We start from the raw sequence: 18,079 nt of genomic DNA, 5'->3' as shown, positions 1-18,079 counted from the left end.
ATGGTATGAATGGTGTTGGTATGGATAGGGAGCCTGCATGAGTCAAACGGCGCTACGTATCGGCATGCTAGGCGGTACCTTTGACCCTATTCATCTGGGGCATTTGCGCAGTGCCGTAGAGTTGTATGAGGCGCTGTCGCTTGATCGGCTGCACATGATACCCGCTCAACAACCGCCGCTTCGCGGGCGGCCCCAAGTCTCTGCGAAACAGAGGCTGGCGTTATTAACCGCAGGTATTGGTGATACCCCAGGGCTCATCGCTGATGACCGCGAACTACGCCGCGACGGTCCTTCATACAGTGCCGTTACCCTGGCCGAGCTGCGTGCTGAAGTGGGTGATCAAGCGCGACTGGTGATGGCGATTGGTTACGATGCCTTCTTACGACTCACCCAGTGGCACCAGCCGGAGCGCCTGTTCGAGCTTGCCCACTTGGTAGTGATTGCCAGGCCGGGTTATGGCGATCCGCTACCGGCACCATTACGGGAACTGGTCGAGCACCGCAGGGTCGATAGCATAGAGACATTGATGCAGCAGCCCTGTGGCGGCTATTTGTCGCTGGAATTGCCATCGCTGATGGCGATCTCTGCAACCTACGTTCGTGAGTGTTTAGAAGCGGGGAAAAGTGTCCGCTATTTGGTGCCAGATCCCGTTGAACGGGCCATTGAGCAGGGCGGTCTGTATCGTCGGCGCGAATAGCGCTGGCAGTCATCAAAGAAGCCGTTACAATGGCCGGCTTTATTGACCGATTAACCACTAAAGGTTGTCTTTAGAAGTCATGCACATCGATACATTGAAAAACCTAGTCGTTGACGCGCTAGAAGAACTGAAAGCACGTGACATCACGCAGTTGGATGTTGCCAAATTAACCGAGGTAACTGACCTCATGCTGATCGCCAGCGGCACTTCAACACGTCATGTGGCGGCGCTGGCACAAAATGTCGTGGAAAAAGCCAAGGCCGCAGGGCTAGGGCCGTTGGGCGTTGAAGGTGGCGATAACGCCGATTGGGTGCTGGTTGACCTGGGCGATGTTGTTGTCCATGTGATGATGCCCGAGGCGCGCACGCTGTATGACCTGGAGCGGCTGTGGGCCGATCTACCCAGCGATTCAGGGGCAATTGGCGAATCGCTTGAGCGCTTTCAAGAGCGAGCCAGCATGTCATGAGGATCCGGCTGTTAGCGGTGGGAAGCAAAATGCCCGGGTGGGTAGAAGAGGGCGTCGACACTTACCGCAAACGGCTGCCGAGAGATTTTAATCTCGAGATAGAAGAAATTGCCCTCGGCCAGCGTGGCAAGAATGCAGATATCGCGAAAGCGCGCGCCCAAGAGGCGCAGCGTATTCGCGATAAGCTGCGTGGCGACGAATACGTGGTAGCCCTGGAAGTCAAAGGTAAGCCATGGACCACCGAGCAGTTGGCACAGGAAGCCGGCACCTGGCGCATGGCCGGGCGCGATATTGTGCTGCTTGTGGGTGGCCCCGATGGCCTTGAGCCTTCGCTCTCGGCGATGGCTGATAAAAAGTGGTCGATCTCCCCGCTGACGCTGCCCCATCCGCTGGTGCGGATAATGCTTGCCGAGCAGCTCTACCGCGCCTGGACATTACTGATAGGTCACCCTTATCACCGTTAACGGTTGATTGAGATGGCCGGCGATCGCTGTTATGCCCTGCTGCGCCTTTTGTTTGATTTGATTGTTTGATTTGAGAGTCATCGTTGCCATGCTCAAGCGCCCCAACACGCTAAAAAACTCCGAGCAAGAACTGCGTATTTTCCGTGTTAGAGCGTTGCTGGCTGTATTAGTGGTATTGACGCTGGCAGGTTTGTTAACGGGGCGCTTAATTTATCTACAGATCGTTCAGCATGATATGTATAGCACGCGCTCCGAAAATAACCGGGTGCGTGTTGAGCCACTACCGCCTAACCGCGGCTTGATCTATGACCGCAATGGCGTGCTGCTGGCTGAAAACCGTCCTACCTACAACCTCACGCTGGTACGCGAGCGGGTCGATAACCTGGACGAAACCCTGGCGCTGCTGGTAGATCTGCTTGAGCTGCCTGAGGAGGAAATTGAGGCATTCAATGTGCGTTCACGCCAACGCCAGCGCCCCTTTCAGCCTGCGCTACTTACCAGTGACCTAAGCGAAGAGCAAATCGCGCGTCTGGCGGTTAACCGACACCGCTTGCCTGGTGTGGAGATAGAGGCCCAGCCACTGCGTTACTATCCCGATGCAGAAGTAATGGCGCATGCCTTGGGCTATGTTGGGCGTATTAACGCGGAAGAGATGGAAACACTGGATACGGGCCGCTACGCGGGTACCCACTTTATTGGTAAAACCGGTATTGAGCGTTTTTACGAAGGAGAACTGCACGGTCAGGCAGGTTTGCGCAAAGTTGAAACGAACGCCCGTGGCCGGGTATTGCGCGAACTTGGCCGCACCGATCCCGTGCCCGGGGCGAATCTAACGCTAACCATAGACAAGTCGATGCAGATGCTGGCTTATGAGCTGCTGGATGGCCGTCGCGGCTCTATTGTGGCCATTGTGCCGGCTACCGGCGAAATTTTGGCAATGGTATCGACCCCAGGGTTTGATAGTAATCAATTTGTCACTGGGATTGACGTTGCCTCTTATCGAGGTTTGCAGGAAGACCTCGACCTGCCGCTATTTAATCGCGCTATTCGTGGCCACTACCCGCCAGGCTCTACGATCAAACCTTTTCTTGCCCTGGCGGGCTTGGTTGAAGGAGTAATCACCCCAGACAGCACTATCAATGACCCCGGTTACTACCAATTGCCTAACGATTCCCGCCGCTATCGCAATTGGCTACGTTGGGGGCATGGTCGTGTCGATATGGAGCGCTCTATCGCCGTATCCAATAACACTTACTACTACACCTTGGCCCATGACTTGGGCATCGATAATTTGAATGAACAAATGAGTAATTTTGGTTTTGGCCAGCGGGTGGCCCATGACGTACAAGGAGAAAGCACCGCTTTGATGCCCTCGCGAGACTGGAAGCGTGCGCGCTTTAATCAGCCCTGGTACCCCGGCGAAACCCTCTCGGTAGGGATCGGGCAAGGCTATTGGCAGATCACTCCTCTCCAGCTCGCCAGTGCCACGGCAACCCTGGCCAATCGTGGCCACTGGGTAAAGCCGAGGCTGGCCCGCCAGATTGGTGATACCCCCGTTCCGCGTGATTTACCCAATACCTTGAATGATATACAGCTAGCCAATGATAGCTGGTGGGATCGCGTATTCAGCGGTATGGAGAAAGTGATGAGTGGCCGTGAAGGCACTGCCCGACGAACCGGTGTCGGCCTTGAGTACCGAATGGGCGGCAAATCTGGCACGGCACAGGTGTTTTCGCTAGGCCAGGATCAGCGCTACAACGCCGATCAGTTGGCCGAGCGGCTACGTGACCATGCGCTGTTTATGGCTTTTGCCCCGCTGGATGATCCTCAGATTGCCGTGTCCGTCATTGTCGAGAATGCCGGCGGCGGTAGTACCCACGCGGCCCACCTGGCGCGGGCCATGACGGATGCATGGTTGCTCAAAGATGATGCCCCCGATGTTGAGGAAGTGCGCGAAGTGCTGGAAGAAGATGATGCCAATGTGGAGGGTAACTAAACCATGCCTTGGCATTATATAGCGCGATCAATGCGTGGCCATCCTGTACGCCCACCCGAAAGTGGCATCGCCAGGCGCAAGAGTATCTGGGAGCGAATCCATCTCGATCCCTGGCTGCTGGGTTTGCTGCTGATTTTAATGGGCAGTGGCTTAATCGTTCTCTACAGCGCTTCAGGGCAATCCCTTGATGCGGTGATTGGTCAAAGCATGCGCTTTGGAATCGCGTTGGTTGGAATGGTGATTATTGCCCAATTTTCGCCGTCGACCTTTTTGCGCTGGGCGCCGCTGGCGTATGGCGTCGGGGTTGCCATGCTGGTGGCTGTGGATGTGGTGGGTGATGTGGGCATGGGGGCTAAGCGCTGGCTAGTGATTCCTGGCGTGATACGTTTTCAGCCATCGGAAATGATGAAGCTGGCGGCCCCGTTAATGGTCGCTGCCTACCTAAATCGTTGCGAGCTACCGCCGCGCCTGCGCGATATTGTGGTATGCGGGGTCATTATTGGCGTTCCTGTGGTGCTCACCGCGATCCAGCCAGATTTAGGCACCTCGCTACTGGTGTCCAGCGCTGCCCTGATCGTCGTGCTGTTGGCGGGTTTATCGTGGCGTTTAATCGGGTTTATTGCCGCCCTGGGGGCTGCGGGTGTGCCGCTACTCTGGATGAATATGCATAACTACCAGCGCCAGCGGGTATTGACGTTTCTCAACCCTGAAAGCGATCCATTGGGGTCAGGTTGGAATATTATTCAGTCGACCACCGCTATTGGCAGTGGCGGACTATGGGGAAAAGGTTGGCTGCAGGGCACCCAGTCCCAGTTAGAGTTTTTGCCTGAACGGCACACCGATTTCATTATTGCTGTCTTGGGTGAAGAGTTTGGTTTGGTCGGAATGCTGGCGCTGCTGCTCATGTACCTATTGATTGTGAGCCGTGGTTTGTGGATGGCAAGCTCAGCACAAGATACCTTTGGCCGCTTGGTGGCGGGGAGTATCATTTTAACATTTTTCATCTATGTGTTTGTCAATATGGGCATGGTAAGCGGCATTTTACCCGTGGTAGGGGTGCCGCTGCCGTTGGTGAGTTATGGCGGCACCTCAAGCGTGACCTTGCTAGCGGGTTTCGGTATTCTCATGTCGATACATGCTCATCGTCGGCTACTGTCACGGTAGGCAACGCTGCCCCACTCAAACAACGCCTTGTTGCTCGTCAATGAAAAGCTTAGGCATGGATGTTTCTGGAATGAATAGCTCAACAGTGGAGAACCAATGAACAAGGTTCAAGGGAAGACGAGCTGCTATGTGTTGGCCGCGCTGATGTGCTGGACAACGACCACGTTTGCCGATCAGCCTTCACAAGGATCTCAATTCGCTGTTCCACAGCATTTTGCACCCCAGCAGAATGCTAATAGCCAAGCGCTGATGGAAGAGCTGGTCGAACAAGGGCTTCCCCAGGCTTGGCTGGAAGAAGCGCTAGGGCAGGCTGAATACACGCAGAGTGTATTGGATGCCATGGAAGGAGCCGCGGAGCGCCGCCTTAAGTGGCATGAGTATCGCGATATTTTTCTGACCCAGCAGCGTATTGAAGAAGGGGTGGCGTTCATTGACGCGCACGCCGATGCCCTCTCGCGAGCCGAAAACACCTATGGCGTGCCTGCAGAGATTATTACTGCCATTATTGGCGTTGAAACCTACTATGGCCGTCATAAAGGCCAGCACCGAGTGCTGGACTCGCTTGCCACGCTGGCGTTTCACCACCCGACAAGGGGGGCTTTTTTTCGCGGTGAGCTAGCGGCTTTTTTACGCATTGCCTACGAGCAGGAAGTCGATCCCACCGAACTACGCGGCTCTTACGCAGGGGCGATGGGTTATCCGCAGTTTATTCCCACCAGTTACCAAGCGTATGCCGTTGATTTCGATGACGACGGGCGGCGGGATCTCTGGGAGAACCCGGTCGATGCGATTGGCAGTGTTGCCAATTACTTTGCTGAGCATAACTGGCAGCCAGGGGGCGATATTTACCACCAGGCCAGGGGCCCTGAGGTACTGCCCGTAGAGCTACTGCAGGAGCTCTCATTTAATCAAACGTCGCCTCCTTCGGTGAGTGTTGCGCAATTGACTGGCCATGGTATTGAGGCTGAAGAGTCTCTTGATGATAATTTGTTAGTCATACCCCTGGCGCTTGAATTCGCCGATGGGGAGACCCGATACCGGTTAGGTGAGTTTAATTTTTACGTCATTACCCGTTACAACCACAGCCACCTCTACGCCATGGCCGTCACCGAGTTGGCGGAAGCGATTGCTGAGCTGCATGAGGATGAGGCATGAAGAGCAAACTGACGATGGCCCGGCGGGCAGGAAGCACGATCGCTTTATTAGCCCTGGTTGCCGGCTGTGCCAGTAATGAAACCCAACGAGTAGACGCGCCTGGCTCCAGTAAACCATCGGCAGCCCCTGCGTCGTCGGCGGCCAGCAACAGCAGCGGTCGCTATGCAATGAGTGGCGATGCCTACCCCCTCGAGCCACCGGATGTTACTAAAGTGCCTGATGCCGAGCCGCGCATCGAACAGCCTTCTCGGTCAGGTAACCGTCCTAGCTATGAAGTATGGGGTAAAACCTACCATGTGCTGCCGGATGCGACGGGCTATGAGAAGCGCGGTACGGCCTCCTGGTACGGTGAAAAATTTCATGGTTATGCCACCTCAAACGGTGAAATCTACGACATGTATAAAATGTCGGCGGCGCACCGGTCGCTGCCTCTCCCCACCTTTGCTCGGGTCACCAGCCTGGATAACGGGCGGTCAGTGATTGTCCGTGTGAATGATCGTGGCCCCTTCCATAGTGACCGCGAGATTGATCTCTCCTATGCGGCAGCTGCCCGTCTAGGCTTCCTCGATAATGGTACCGGTTCCGTGAAAGTGGAAGCGATCAACCCTGAACAGTGGCTAGCTGAGCATGGCAGGGGCGGCAGCAGCGCTTCGCCCCAATCCCGTGTATCTGAGGCGCCGCAAGAGGTTGCTTCTGATGCTGCTTCTATGCCGGTTCAGCCGACAGCATCTGCATCATCGATGACTCCTTCTCCACAGGTGCAAACACCGCAGGCGCCCAGTGAAGGTGAAGCAGACGACGCGGTGTATTTGCAGATCGCGGCGCTGGGTAACCCCGAAGGTGCCCAGCAGTTACAGCAGCGTTTGCAGGGTGAACAGCCCCATGCAGTGCGTATAATGAGTGATGACGACGTCTATCGTGTCCAGGTTGGTCCCATTGCCCAGGGGCAGGAGCTTCAGGCGCGAGAAACTCTGCGCCAAGCAGGGTTCCCCCAGGTCTTTGTTGTGCGATAATTCATCCCCTCTAATTTATTTCTTGTGGCGCGTCTTACGCGCCGCCGTATTTTACAAATAAGCTTTTTCAAGCAAGCTTTCAAGTAAGTGAGACTGACGTTATGAACGTGTTTACATCCATTGGTCGCTCTGCCCGCCTGTGCCTTTTTGCTGTTGTGGTGACCGTTGCCGTACCCGCCGGTGCCCAGTCAACTCCTCAGCCGGTCATCCCACAACCGCAAACCATTATTCCTGCCGCTCCTCAGTTAGCGGCAAGCTCGTGGATACTCATGGATGCGAATAGTGGCCGCATACTGGCAGAGCATAACTCCGATGAACGTCTGCCTCCGGCGAGTTTGACCAAGCTGATGACCGCCTATTTAGTGGAGCGTGAACTCAACCGTGGCACCATTAACCTCACTGATATGGTTAATATTAGCGAGAATGCCTGGCGTACCGGCGGCTCGAAAATGTTTATTGAGGTGGGTGATCAGGTTTCGGTGGATGATCTGCTCCACGGTATTATCATTGTGTCGGGCAACGATGCCAGCGTCGCGATGGCAGAGCATTTAGCGGGTGGCGAAGTGCCCTTTGCCGATCTGATGAATCAGCATGCCACGCGGTTGGGCATGAATAACACCAACTTCCAGAACGCCACTGGCTTGCCCGCCGACAATCACTACTCAACGGCCCATGACTTGGCGCGTTTGTCCCAGCACATTATTAATGATTACCCTGATCATTACGAAATCTACTCCCATCGTACGTTCTCCTATGGTGGTATTGATCAGCCCAACCGCAACCGTTTGCTGTGGCGTGACCCTTCGGTGGATGGCCTGAAAACCGGTTGGACGACAGAAGCCGGCTTCTGTCTGGTATCTTCAGCGAAGCGTGATGACATGCGCTTGATTTCCGTAGTGATGGGCACCAACTCTGATGAAGCGCGTGCTCAGGAAACCCAAAAGCTGCTCAGCTACGGTTTCCGCTTTTTCGAAACCATGAAACTTTATGAACGTGGCGCCGTACTGGCAACGCCACGGGTTTGGGGTGGTGATATCAACGAGCTGCGCGTCGGTGTGGATGAAGAAGTGTTTATGACGTTACCGCGCAACCGTAATGAAGAGTTACGCGCGCGCCTTAACCTCAATCCAGACTTGCAGGCACCGATTGCTATTGGCGATGAGGTCGGCACGCTGGAAGTGCACTTGGGCGACGAAGTGGTCGGCGAGCGTCGCTTGGTAGCGCTGGAAAACATCGAAGAGGGTGGCCTGTTCAAGCGCCTGTTCGATCATGTGCAGCGCTTCTTTAGTAATTTGATTAGTAGCTTTACCGATTAAGCAACTCAACGACCTGTACGCTGAGTGGTTTTATTGTGCATCCGTAATGAACGTTGTCTTTACGAAATAGGCTTGTTATGAAAAAAGATGCTCCCCAGGGGCTGCGTGATTTGCGCCAACCGGCGGCTCAGGAGCCGCCGAAAATCACTTTTCCCTGTGATTACTCGTTAAAAGTGGTTGGTGATGCCGCCGAGGATTTTCCTGCCTGCGTGTGCCAGGTGATTGTGCGTCACGACCCCGACTTCGATGCAACTGCGATGCAGGTGGTCGACAGTCGCAATGGCCGCTTTCAATCGGTGCGAGTGGTGATTAGGGCGACCGGAGAGCAGCATATTAAGGAGCTGTTTGAGGATCTTAAGGCCACCGGCCGTGTGCATATGGTGGTGTGACTGTGGAGAGCCCCGCACCCATTGAGCTGCACGACTTGGGGCACCAAGCCTACCTGCCGGTGTGGGAGGCGATGCGCACGTTAACGGATACTCGGGATGAGCAAACGCCGGATCAGTTCTGGCTGGTTGAGCATGACCCGGTATTTACCCAGGGGCAGGCTGGTAAACCCGAACATCTGCTACTGCCCGGCGATATTCCGGTGGTGCACGTTGATCGAGGGGGGCAGGTCACCTATCACGGCCCAGGTCAGGTCGTGCTCTATCCGCTGCTGGATGTGCGGCGTGGCAAAATTGGTGTGCGGGATCTAGTCACTGCATTGGAAAATGCCGTGATTGATGTTTTAAGCGGCTATGGTGTGAGCGCCCGGGCAAGGCCGGATGCGCCCGGTGTGTATGTGATGACCGAGGCGGGGGAGGCGAAGATTGCTTCACTTGGTTTGCGTATTCGGCGCGGAGCAAGCTTTCACGGCGTGGCGTTAAATGTAGACGGAGACTTGGCGCCTTTTTTACGCATTAATCCCTGTGGCTACGCGGGAATGCCTATGGTGAAGCTGGCTGACTTGGTCGCTTTGCCAAGCGAGCACCGGGTGGGTGAACAATTGGCTAAAGCATTGGCCATAAGGTTAAACCGCGAATTGGTGAGTGTTGAACGTTCGCCGCTTTAAAAAGCGTGCCACCTTACCTCCGTCCAAGGTAGTTAGTCTGGTAGCCTGAAGTGGGGAATACTCAACTTCAGGTGGCAAAGCGCCATCTTGGGAATTCCCTGATGGCGCTAGGTTGAGGCCTACCCTACGTTGAGCGCTGGAATTATATTGGGGTTTGCTTCCTGCTCCTGGCCGGGGATCGCAGCAGGGGAGGCGAGCCCCAGGTTGTTTTTCTCGAACACCCGGTCGGCGCGGTAGCTAGAGCGTACCAGGGGGCCTGAAGGGACTTCCATAAAGCCTTTTTCCAGGCCAATCACACGATAGCGATCAAACTCTTCAGGCGTTACCCAGCGCTCCACCGAGAGGTGATTTTTGGTTGGGCGAAGGTACTGACCGAGAGTGACGATATCCACGCCGATTTCGCGAAGATCGTCAAAGGTTTGCAAAATCTCTTCGTCCGTTTCACCCAAACCCAGCATCAGGCTGGTTTTGGTAATGATATCAGGACGGTAGCGCTTGGCATGGGCAAGTACATCAAGGGTTTTACGGTAACCTGCCCGCCGGTCACGCACGCGAGCTGTCAAACGTTCCACGGTTTCAACATTCTGGGCAAATACCTGCAGACCTGAGTCGACGACGCGTTCGATAGCTTTGAGCTCGCCATCGAAGTCGGGGGTTAAGGCTTCCACGACCACTTCCGGCGTGCGCGCTTTTATCGCACGGATGCAGTTGGCGTAGTGGGCGGCGCCACCATCGTCGAGGTCGTCACGGTCTACTGAGGTCAGTACGATGTAGCGCAGCCCCATTAGCTCTACGGATTTGGCCGTGTTTTCTGGCTCTTCGTGATCCAGCCAGCCCTGGGGGTTGCCGGTATCCACCGCGCAGAACCGGCAGGCGCGGGTGCATACCGAGCCCATTAGCATGATCGTGGCAGTGCCGTTGCTCCAGCACTCGCCCATATTGGGGCAGTGGGATTCGGCACAAACGGTGCTTAAGCGATGGGTGGCGACGTTCTTTTTGACCGCCTCAAAACGCTCGCCCCCTGGGATCTGTGCCCGCAGCCACTTGGGCTTGCGCTCAAGCTCAACAGAAGAAGGCTCTGCCTGCGCTTTGCGTTGCTTCATGCCATCCTTGATCACCGACATGCCATGTTCGTTACGGTATTTTTCACCGCTGGACACGCGCTGCGAGGGGGTATTGCTCATAGGGACAGAGCCTCTCTTCTGTGCGGTAGGCCAAAGGCATAAAAGGGTGTCGCCCCTTCCAAAACCTGCCAATTGTTACCTAATTTATACCAAGTATGCGCGATACTTTATCGCCCTAGTGACCACTAATGTAACATATCTCGTCGTTGACAAGACACCGTAAGCCGTTACTCCTCTTCAGGGTGAATGTATTGGCAAACAGGCTACGCCATGGCTGGGCAGGGGGCTGGAGGGCGCCTGAAAGTGGCGACGGTAATCGGGTAAGTGTTCTCGAACAAAGCTTAAAAAGAGCTCGGCGACAGGTGTGGGTAAGCGCTCCCGGGTATAGACCGTGCACCAAGAGCGGTGGATGGGGAAGTCGGGCAGTCCCAGTTCAAAAAGTAACCCCTGCTCAAGCTCCAGCTGAACCGCTAAGCGTGGCAGCACGGCTACGCCCAAGTGAGCCATGACACCGCCTTTGATTGCCTCGTTGGTGCCCAGCTCAATACAGTGGGGAAGGGCAACTTGCTGACTGGCTGCCATCTGCTCAAAGGCGTTGCGTACGCCAGAGCCGGGTTCGCGCATCAGAACATAGTGGCGAGCGAAGTCCGCTAATGAGGGTTGTGGCATCGAAAGTAGCGGATGGTTCGGCCACACAACGGCGATCAGTTCGTTATCAATAATCGGCATCGCCACTAAGCGTTCGTCTTCAGGAACCATCGCCATGATGACGAGATCATCCTGCTGCTCCGTGAGTCGCTCGAGCGCCTGACGGCGGTTGCACACCTTTAAGCGAACGTGCACCTCCGGGTAGTGAGCACGGAAGCGGGCAAGTAAATAAGGGACTACATATTGGGCTGAAGAGACCGCTGCGATATTAAGTTCTCCGCTAATTTTGCCGTTAATATCCGATAGGTTCATTTCCAGCCGCGAAAGCTGACCAAAAATTTCTCGCGCTGAGTGGGCAAGTGTGTCGGCGGCAGGCAGCGAGTGGAGGGTTTTGCCCGCATAATTGAACAGAGGTTGACCCAATGCCAGCTCTAGTTGGCGTATTTGTGCGCTCACCGCGGGCTGGGTCAATCCCAACTGCTCAGCTGCGCGGGAGTATGAGCGCTGCCGATGCACCGCTTGGAAGACCTGAAGCTGCCGAAATGTCAGGCGATTGAGCAGATTGGGGGATGACATAGCTACCTCGTAGTGGGCACCCTTAAACGTTTAAGAGTAGTATCAACATCAGGCTCAATCGCCAGGGCAGAGCATGCTAACACTGAACCTTTAGCGCTGCCTAAACACGGCTTGATTAGTCGCGTAAGGGGTAATTATCAGGGTTAAAGATCGACGTAGTACACGTAGTGGACTAGACTATATTGCATTGCAGCATTATTGCTTTCGGGTCTGGTGCTTGTGCATCAACCCCACGGGAGACCCTATGAACTTTCTTGCTAATCCTCTGACCACCTCTTTATTCCCAGCTAGCGCTTTTACAAACGCGTGGTCGAAACAGAATAATGATGCCACTACGGTGCCCGCTAGCGAGGCGATCTCAGCTTTTTTCGACCCGTTCGGATTTGGCCGCGCCGCCTTTGGGTACTGGCGCGACAGCATGGAGCGCAGCGTTCTCTATCTGGATGTGATGCGCGAACGCGGTAATCAGTACCTTGAGCATATGGAGCAAACCAAGCCCAATGTGCTGGGGTTTGAGACTGAAGTGCTCATGGATGGCCGGACGCTACCACGGCCAACCAACTACGAGCTGTTGCGCGTGCTGCCTCATGAAGGGACGGAGATTGATCTACAAAAGCGCCCCTTTGTTGTAGTGGATCCCCGTGCAGGTCATGGGCCAGGGATTGGTGGGTTCAAGCCTGATAGTGAGTTGGGCGTGGCGCTTAAAGCAGGGCATCCTTGCTATTTTATTGGCTTTTTGCCGTTTCCCGAGCCGGGCCAAACTGTCGAAGACGTCGTTGAGTCGGAAATTGCCTTTCTTCGCCATGTGGTCGAGCTTCATCCCGAAACTACCGAAAAACCGATGGTGGTAGGCAATTGCCAGGCAGGCTGGCAAATCATGATGGCGGCAGCCTTGGAGCCGCACGTATTCGGCCCTATTCTGATTGCCGGTGCACCGCTCTCTTACTGGGCCGGCGAGCATGGCAAAGCGCCGATGCGTTACACCGGAGGTATGGCGGGTGGCAGCTGGATAACGGAGCTCACCAGCGACATAGGCAATGGTTTGTTCGACGGTGCCTGGCTAGTGCAGAATTTTGAGCGCCTCAATCCAGCCAACACCTATTGGAAAAAGCAGTATCACCTTTACGACAATATCGATACAGAAGCTGGCCGTTACCTCGATTTTGAGCGCTGGTGGGGTGGGCACGTCGTATTGGGCGGTGAAGAGATTCAGTATATTGTCGATAACCTGTTTATCGGCAATCGACTCTCTACCGCCCAACTGGTGACCCGCGATGGGCGTCGAATCGACCTGCGCAATGTGCGCTCGCCCGTGGTCGTGTTCTGCTCACGTGGTGACGATATTACTCCGCCCCCTCAAGCCCTGGGCTGGATTCGTGACTTGTATGAAAACGAAGACGACATCATCGCGAACGAACAAACCATCGTCTATTGCCAGCACGATACCACCGGCCACTTAGGGATTTTTGTGTCGGGTAGTGTATCGCGTAAAGAGCATACCGAATTCACTGCCAATATGGATTACATTGACGTCCTGCCGCCTGGCTTGTATGAAACGTCCATATCACCGGCCGAAAAGGGCGAAGATGCCGAATTGTTTGAGCGTGACTATCTGCTTGAATTTATGCCGCGCAACTTTGAAGAGTTGGATCAGGCGGTAATGCATAAGCCAGAGGATGACCGCCGTTTTGCCACTGTGGCGCGAATATCCGAGATCAACTTGGGCATGTACCGGCTCTTTATGCAGCCCTGGCTAAAAGCAATCATGACGCCGGAAGCAGCCCGCTTTATTCGTCGTATGCACCCGATTCGGTTAGGCTACAAGCTGCTCTCTGACCGTAACCCGCTTTCAGTACCGTTGCCGGTAATGGCGGAAGCCGTGCGCAAGAATCGTCACCCGGTAGCGCAAGACAACCTGTTTAAAGCGCTTGAAACCATGGGGTCTGACCAACTGGTCGCTGGTCTCAATGCTATGCGCGATTTACGCGATAGCAGCACCGAAAAAATGTTTATGGATATCTACGGTCAGCCGCTGCTACAGGCTGCCGTTGGCCTATATGGCGATGCCCATGTGCATCGTCGCCGCCCTGGCGCTGAACCCGAGCATCGCCGCTTCATTGAGCAGCGCCAGGAAGCGCTACGCGAGAAAATTGCCCATGGTGGCGCCCATGAAGCGGTCATGCGCTCGCTTATCTATGTACTCGGTGGCGCCCCAGCCACGGATGAGCGTAACTTTAAGCGGCTGCGTGCCTCCCGGGCAGAGCTAGAGCCAGGTATCAAGCTGAGCGATTTTAAAAACCTGGTGCGCGAGCAGTTCTTTATCTTGAAGCTGGATAGGGAGCAGGCGTTGAATTCGCTGCCTACTCTACTGGCAGGTAGCAGCGACGCCGATATCGATGGCTATATCAGCCACCTTGAGCATGTGTTTGCCGCCAGCGGGGAGCTTTCCGAGCATGCTGCTGAGCGTTTTGCTCAGATTAAAGCGCTGTTTGATAAGGCTAGGCCCCGCAAGTCGGTAGAGAATAAACCGGTCGAGAGCAAGCCAGCAGCGAGCAAGCCAGCAGCGAGCAAGCCAGCAGCGAGTAAGGCTGCAGCGAACAAAACTGCAGCGAGCAAGCCAGCAGCGAGTAAGGCTGCAGCGAGCAAACCGGCAGCGAGCAAGCCCGCAAAGAGTAGGGCGGCTGGGGCAGCCCAGCCTGCTGCTGCACAGAAGCCAACGAGTGCTGATAAGCCACAAGCCACTAAGGCAAAGCCTTCCGCGGCCCCGTCAGCCAAGCCTGCGCCAGCGGCTGTTGAGCAGCCTGTGGTTAACGAGTCAGCGCCTTCAAAGGAGTCTACGCCTGCACCGGCTGCGGCGAGGGATTCGGCAAGTGAGCCAACGGCTAAGCCGGCTAGGCCTGCTGGGCGAAAAAAGACGCCCCCTAAGCGCTAAAACAGTGCCTTAGATTGCCACGCCCCTGCCTATTTGGTGGGGGCGTTTTGTTTGTTTCCGTAGCTTTTGGGTTGCTGTAATGCCGGTGGCAGTCTAGTGTCTAGCTACTCTTTGTCTAAAACGATGTCTTTAGAAGCGCGTTTAAAAGTATGTCGAGAAACTACGTCTTAAAACTCCGGATTCCCCCTGCGGCTTGGTTGCTACTGGCGCTTCACCAAGGGCTGGGGTAGGGTAGGCGCATTTTTTTCATCCGTATCTTGTTTTATGGGCGGTTTCGTCCCGGCGATACGGCACCGAATTCAGAGCACGCGCTAGACAGCCCGTGCATTAGGAAAGTGGAGCACTATGGGCAAGTCACTGGTCATCGTCGAGTCGCCAGCGAAAGCGAAGACGATTAACAAATATCTCGGCAACGATTTCATCGTGAAGTCGAGCGTGGGTCACATTCGTGACCTGCCGACCAGCGGCTCAGGTAAGGCAGCCTCCGACCCCAAGGAGCGCGCACGCCAGGCCGCAGCGACACGCAAGATGTCGGCGGAAGAGAAAGAAGCGTATAAAAAGCGTAAAAACCAGGATCAATTGATTCGGCGTATGGGGATCGACCCTAACAACGGCTGGGAAGCCCGCTATGAGGTGCTGCCCGGAAAAGAGAAAGTCGTTGCCGAACTCAAAAAGCTGGCTGAGAAAGCCGACGCTGTCTATCTCGCAACGGATTTGGATCGCGAAGGGGAAGCCATTGCCTGGCACCTGCGCGAGACCATTGGTGGAGACGATAACCGCTATAAGCGAGTGGTGTTTAACGAAATCACCAAAAACGCTATTCAGGACGCCTTCAAGGCGCCTGGTGCGCTTAATATACCGCGGGTGGAGGCGCAGCAAGCCAGGCGCTTCCTGGATCGTGTGGTGGGCTTTATGCTCTCGCCGCTATTGTGGGCGAAGGTGGCGCGTGGGCTGTCGGCGGGTCGTGTGCAGTCAGTTGCGGTACGACTGATTGTCGAGCGTGAGCGTGAAATTCGCGCCTTTATACCTGAAGAGTTTTGGGACGTTCACGCGGATTTGGCCTCACCCGAGGGTGAACTGGTGCGTTTTGCCCTGGTACGTCAGGATGGCAAACCCTTTAAGCCCACCTCCGAAAAAGACACCCTGGCGCGTATTGAGCAGCTTCGCAAAGCCAAGCTGGCCATTACCTCCCGGGAAGATAAGCCGACTAGTTCAAAACCCACGGCGCCCTTTATTACCTCAACGCTGCAGCAAGCAGCGAGTGGTCGATTAGGCTTTTCAGTTAAAAAGACCATGACTATGGCCCAGCGCCTCTACGAGGCGGGTTACATCACCTATATGCGTACCGACTCCACCAACCTGTCAAAAGATGCGGTTGAGAGTGCGCGCAGCTATATCGGCTCAGAGTTTGGCGAGCGCTACCTGCCAGAAGCGCCTAATCGCTACAGTAGCAAAGAGAGCGCCCAAGAGGCCCACGAAGCGATTCGTCCCTCCAGCGTTGAGCGAAAGGCCTCCGACCTGGCCGGTATGGAGCGCGATGCGGAGCGTCTATACGAATTGATCTGGCGTCAGTTTGTGGCTTGCCAAATGACCCCCGCAGAGTACCTGTCCAGCACCCTGAGTGTGGAGGTCGATGGCTATGAGCTGCGCGCCAAAGGCCGCGTGCTGAAGTTTGATGGTTATACCCGGGTGATGAAGCCCAGTGGAAAAAATGAAGACCAGAGCCTGCCCGACTTGCCTAAGGGCACGCCCATGGCGCTGGAAGCCCTCGATCCTCAGCAGCACTTCACCAAACCCGCGCCACGCTACACCGAAGCAAGCCTGGTCAAGGAGCTTGAGAAGCAGGGCATTGGTCGGCCTTCGACTTATGCCTCGATTATCTCGACGATTCAGGATCGTGGCTATGTGAAGCTCGAAAACCGCCGTTTCTACGCTGAAAAACTAGGCGATATCGTCACCGAGCGGTTGAAAGAATCCTTCCCTGATTTGATGGACTTTTCGTTCACCGCCCGCATGGAGGATAGCCTGGATGAAGTTGCCGAAGGCGAACGTAACTGGCAGGCGCTGCTAGACGCCTTCTACAGTGAGTTTCGGGAAGAGCTTCTGAAGGCCGAGAGCGAAGATGGCATGCGGCCTAATCAGCCGGTGCCCACGGATATCGACTGCCCAAGCTGTGGACGTCATATGCAGATTCGTACAGCGTCTACCGGGGTTTTCCTGGGGTGCAGTGGTTACAATTTACCGCCCAAAGAGCGCTGCAAAACCACCATTGACCTGATTCCAGGTGAAGAGGCGGTGGCTGAAGATGCAGGGGAAGAGGCCGAAACCGATGCGCTGCGTGCCAAGCGACGCTGCCCCAAGTGCGGCACGGCGATGGACAATTACCTGCTCGACGAAACGCGCAAGCTACACATCTGCGGTAACAGCCCCGATTGCGACGGCTATGAAGTGGAGAGCGGAAAATTCAAGATCAAGGGCTACGATGGCCCGATTATCGAATGCGATAAGTGCGGCTCTGAGATGCAGTTGAAATCAGGCCGCTTTGGTAAGTATTTTGGCTGCACCAATAGTGAGTGTAAAAATACTCGTAAACTGTTGAAGAGTGGCGAAGTGGCGCCGCCAAAAATGGATCCTATCCCGATGCCGGAACTGGCCTGTCAAAAAGTTGACGACCACTACGTGCTACGTGACGGAGCAAGCGGACTGTTTCTGGCAGCCAGCAAGTTTCCGAAAAATCGCGAAACGCGGCCACCGCTAGTGAAAGAGCTGAAGGCGCATGCCGAAGAGCTGCCTGAGAAGTATCACTTTATTCTCAAAGCGCCCAGCGAAGATCCCGATGGCCGTCCGGCGCAAATCCGCTACTCGCGGAAGAGTAAAGAGCAGTATGTGATGACGGACGAAGAGGGCAAGGCCACTGGTTGGAAGGCGATGTTTGACGGCGGTAAATGGCATGTGGAGGACAAACGCAAGTGAATGCACGGTCACGCACCAATCAGCTACTTTACCAAGCGGAGCTACTGGTAATGTTGCCTGCGGGGGATGATGAGCATGCCCCCGCACGGCAGATGGCGTTGGAAGAGAGCGCTTTAGCGCTGTTTGAACTGGCGTTAGAGTCGCTATTGCGTGAAGTGACCGAACATGCCCGCCTGCCAGAGCATCGTTGGTCTGTGTTGTTGGCCCCTGAGGGGCCTGCGTTAGCCGAGTTACAGCGTCTGCGCGATTTAGCCGCTCAGCCGGAAAGCTGGCTAAATTGGCTGGAGGAGCAACTTGAGCGCCTACACAGTGATGAAGGTGCCGCGCGGCGCGCTACACACAACCCCGCTATGATTGCGGTGGGGAATCAAATCGGTTTGCGTCAACAGTTACTAGAGAATCTTCAGGCCGCTAAGCGTGAAATAGGTGCGCTGCGTGAAACTAGCCTGGAGTGGTAGTGTTTACTGTTATGTATCGCCCACGTCATCAAGGAAGGAGATC

15 protein-coding genes are annotated in these 18,079 nt (G+C 55.3%); 13 read left to right on the top strand and 2 right to left on the bottom strand.

The annotated features are described in order from the left end of the window. The first annotated feature begins 37 nt into the window (after positions 1-37). The 10 genes from nadD (at position 38) to lipB (ending at position 9,325) form a co-directional block, all read left to right on the top strand. Positions 38-697, top strand: coding sequence for a nicotinate-nucleotide adenylyltransferase (nadD, locus tag OM794_RS12530; protein WP_226249245.1), 660 nt, complete (start codon positions 38-40; stop codon positions 695-697). A gap of 79 nt (positions 698-776) precedes the next feature. Next, complete coding sequence (gene rsfS, locus OM794_RS12525; protein WP_088699914.1) at positions 777-1,163, top strand: ribosome silencing factor; 387 nt, start codon at positions 777-779, stop codon at positions 1,161-1,163. Beyond that, entirely contained in the window at positions 1,160-1,627 is a 468-nt protein-coding gene (gene rlmH / locus OM794_RS12520; RefSeq protein ID WP_211595171.1) for a 23S rRNA (pseudouridine(1915)-N(3))-methyltransferase RlmH, read from the top strand. Before rsfS ends, rlmH begins: the two co-directional genes overlap by 4 nt. A gap of 88 nt (positions 1,628-1,715) precedes the next feature. Further along, positions 1,716-3,623, top strand: coding sequence for a penicillin-binding protein 2 (gene mrdA, locus OM794_RS12515; RefSeq protein ID WP_226249244.1), 1,908 nt, complete (start codon positions 1,716-1,718; stop codon positions 3,621-3,623). Between the two features lie 3 nt (positions 3,624-3,626). Then, the gene (rodA, locus tag OM794_RS12510) at positions 3,627-4,787 is read left to right on the top strand and encodes a rod shape-determining protein RodA (RefSeq protein ID WP_088699917.1); all 1,161 of its coding nucleotides are present in this window, start codon (positions 3,627-3,629) and stop codon (positions 4,785-4,787) included. Between the two features lie 96 nt (positions 4,788-4,883). Further along, positions 4,884-5,942: a lytic murein transglycosylase B gene (gene mltB, locus OM794_RS12505; protein WP_211595163.1), complete on the top strand. Its 1,059-nt coding sequence runs from the start codon at positions 4,884-4,886 to the stop codon at positions 5,940-5,942. Next, complete coding sequence (locus OM794_RS12500) at positions 5,939-6,955, top strand: septal ring lytic transglycosylase RlpA family protein (protein WP_211595160.1); 1,017 nt, start codon at positions 5,939-5,941, stop codon at positions 6,953-6,955. The genes mltB and OM794_RS12500 overlap by 4 nt, the downstream gene beginning before the upstream one ends. 101 nt (positions 6,956-7,056) lie before the next feature. Continuing rightward, the gene (locus OM794_RS12495) at positions 7,057-8,271 is read left to right on the top strand and encodes a D-alanyl-D-alanine carboxypeptidase family protein (protein WP_211595157.1); all 1,215 of its coding nucleotides are present in this window, start codon (positions 7,057-7,059) and stop codon (positions 8,269-8,271) included. Positions 8,272-8,348: 77 nt separating this feature from the next. After that, positions 8,349-8,660, top strand: a complete 312-nt coding sequence (locus OM794_RS12490; protein WP_088699921.1) for a YbeD family protein — start codon at positions 8,349-8,351, stop codon at positions 8,658-8,660. A gap of 2 nt (positions 8,661-8,662) precedes the next feature. Further along, positions 8,663-9,325 (top strand): lipoyl(octanoyl) transferase LipB, encoded by a 663-nt coding sequence (lipB, locus tag OM794_RS12485; RefSeq protein ID WP_211595154.1) that lies wholly within the window; start codon positions 8,663-8,665, stop codon positions 9,323-9,325. A 119-nt stretch (positions 9,326-9,444) separates the two neighbouring features. Here the strand turns inward: lipB and lipA are convergent, their stop codons facing one another. Then, positions 9,445-10,509: a lipoyl synthase gene (gene lipA / locus OM794_RS12480; RefSeq protein ID WP_211595151.1), complete on the bottom strand. Its 1,065-nt coding sequence runs from the start codon at positions 10,507-10,509 to the stop codon at positions 9,445-9,447. Between the two features lie 177 nt (positions 10,510-10,686). Further along, a complete protein-coding gene (locus OM794_RS12475) occupies positions 10,687-11,673 on the bottom strand; it encodes a LysR family transcriptional regulator (RefSeq protein ID WP_226249243.1) in 987 nt (328 codons plus the stop codon). Positions 11,674-11,917: 244 nt separating this feature from the next. On the opposite strand from OM794_RS12475, the gene OM794_RS12470 reads away from it, so the two are divergent. The 3 genes from OM794_RS12470 to OM794_RS12460 all read left to right on the top strand — a co-directional run bounded on the left by OM794_RS12470 (position 11,918) and on the right by OM794_RS12460 (position 18,036). After that, entirely contained in the window at positions 11,918-14,605 is a 2,688-nt protein-coding gene (locus OM794_RS12470) for a DUF3141 domain-containing protein (RefSeq protein ID WP_226249242.1), read from the top strand. Positions 14,606-14,950: 345 nt separating this feature from the next. Next, positions 14,951-17,578: a type I DNA topoisomerase gene (topA, locus tag OM794_RS12465; RefSeq protein ID WP_265153769.1), complete on the top strand. Its 2,628-nt coding sequence runs from the start codon at positions 14,951-14,953 to the stop codon at positions 17,576-17,578. Beyond that, positions 17,575-18,036, top strand: coding sequence for a DUF6586 family protein (locus OM794_RS12460; protein WP_211595138.1), 462 nt, complete (start codon positions 17,575-17,577; stop codon positions 18,034-18,036). Before topA ends, OM794_RS12460 begins: the two co-directional genes overlap by 4 nt. Positions 18,037-18,079: the final 43 nt, after the last annotated feature.

Source organism: Halomonas sp. BDJS001, from assembly GCF_026104355.1.
Lineage (GTDB): Bacteria > Pseudomonadota > Gammaproteobacteria > Pseudomonadales > Halomonadaceae > Vreelandella.
The sequence above is the reverse complement of the archived record's forward strand: the minus strand, read 5'-3'. Positions and strand labels throughout refer to the sequence as shown.

What these genes read in the sequence shown, in the direction of transcription:
- OM794_RS12470 (WP_226249242.1), top strand. Translation starts at nt 11,918, where the DNA reads ATGAACTTTCTTGCTAATCCTCTGACCACCTCTTTATTCCCAGCTAGC.
- topA (WP_265153769.1), top strand. Translation starts at nt 14,951, where the DNA reads ATGGGCAAGTCACTGGTCATCGTCGAGTCGCCAGCGAAAGCGAAGACG.
- lipA (WP_211595151.1), bottom strand. Translation starts at nt 10,509, where the DNA reads ATGAGCAATACCCCCTCGCAGCGCGTGTCCAGCGGTGAAAAATACCGT.
- mltB (WP_211595163.1), top strand. Translation starts at nt 4,884, where the DNA reads ATGAACAAGGTTCAAGGGAAGACGAGCTGCTATGTGTTGGCCGCGCTG.
- OM794_RS12475 (WP_226249243.1), bottom strand. Translation starts at nt 11,673, where the DNA reads ATGTCATCCCCCAATCTGCTCAATCGCCTGACATTTCGGCAGCTTCAG.
- OM794_RS12500 (WP_211595160.1), top strand. Translation starts at nt 5,939, where the DNA reads ATGAAGAGCAAACTGACGATGGCCCGGCGGGCAGGAAGCACGATCGCT.
- mrdA (WP_226249244.1), top strand. Translation starts at nt 1,716, where the DNA reads ATGCTCAAGCGCCCCAACACGCTAAAAAACTCCGAGCAAGAACTGCGT.
- rsfS (WP_088699914.1), top strand. Translation starts at nt 777, where the DNA reads ATGCACATCGATACATTGAAAAACCTAGTCGTTGACGCGCTAGAAGAA.
- OM794_RS12495 (WP_211595157.1), top strand. Translation starts at nt 7,057, where the DNA reads ATGAACGTGTTTACATCCATTGGTCGCTCTGCCCGCCTGTGCCTTTTT.
- rodA (WP_088699917.1), top strand. Translation starts at nt 3,627, where the DNA reads ATGCCTTGGCATTATATAGCGCGATCAATGCGTGGCCATCCTGTACGC.
- rlmH (WP_211595171.1), top strand. Translation starts at nt 1,160, where the DNA reads ATGAGGATCCGGCTGTTAGCGGTGGGAAGCAAAATGCCCGGGTGGGTA.
- nadD (WP_226249245.1), top strand. Translation starts at nt 38, where the DNA reads ATGAGTCAAACGGCGCTACGTATCGGCATGCTAGGCGGTACCTTTGAC.
- OM794_RS12490 (WP_088699921.1), top strand. Translation starts at nt 8,349, where the DNA reads ATGAAAAAAGATGCTCCCCAGGGGCTGCGTGATTTGCGCCAACCGGCG.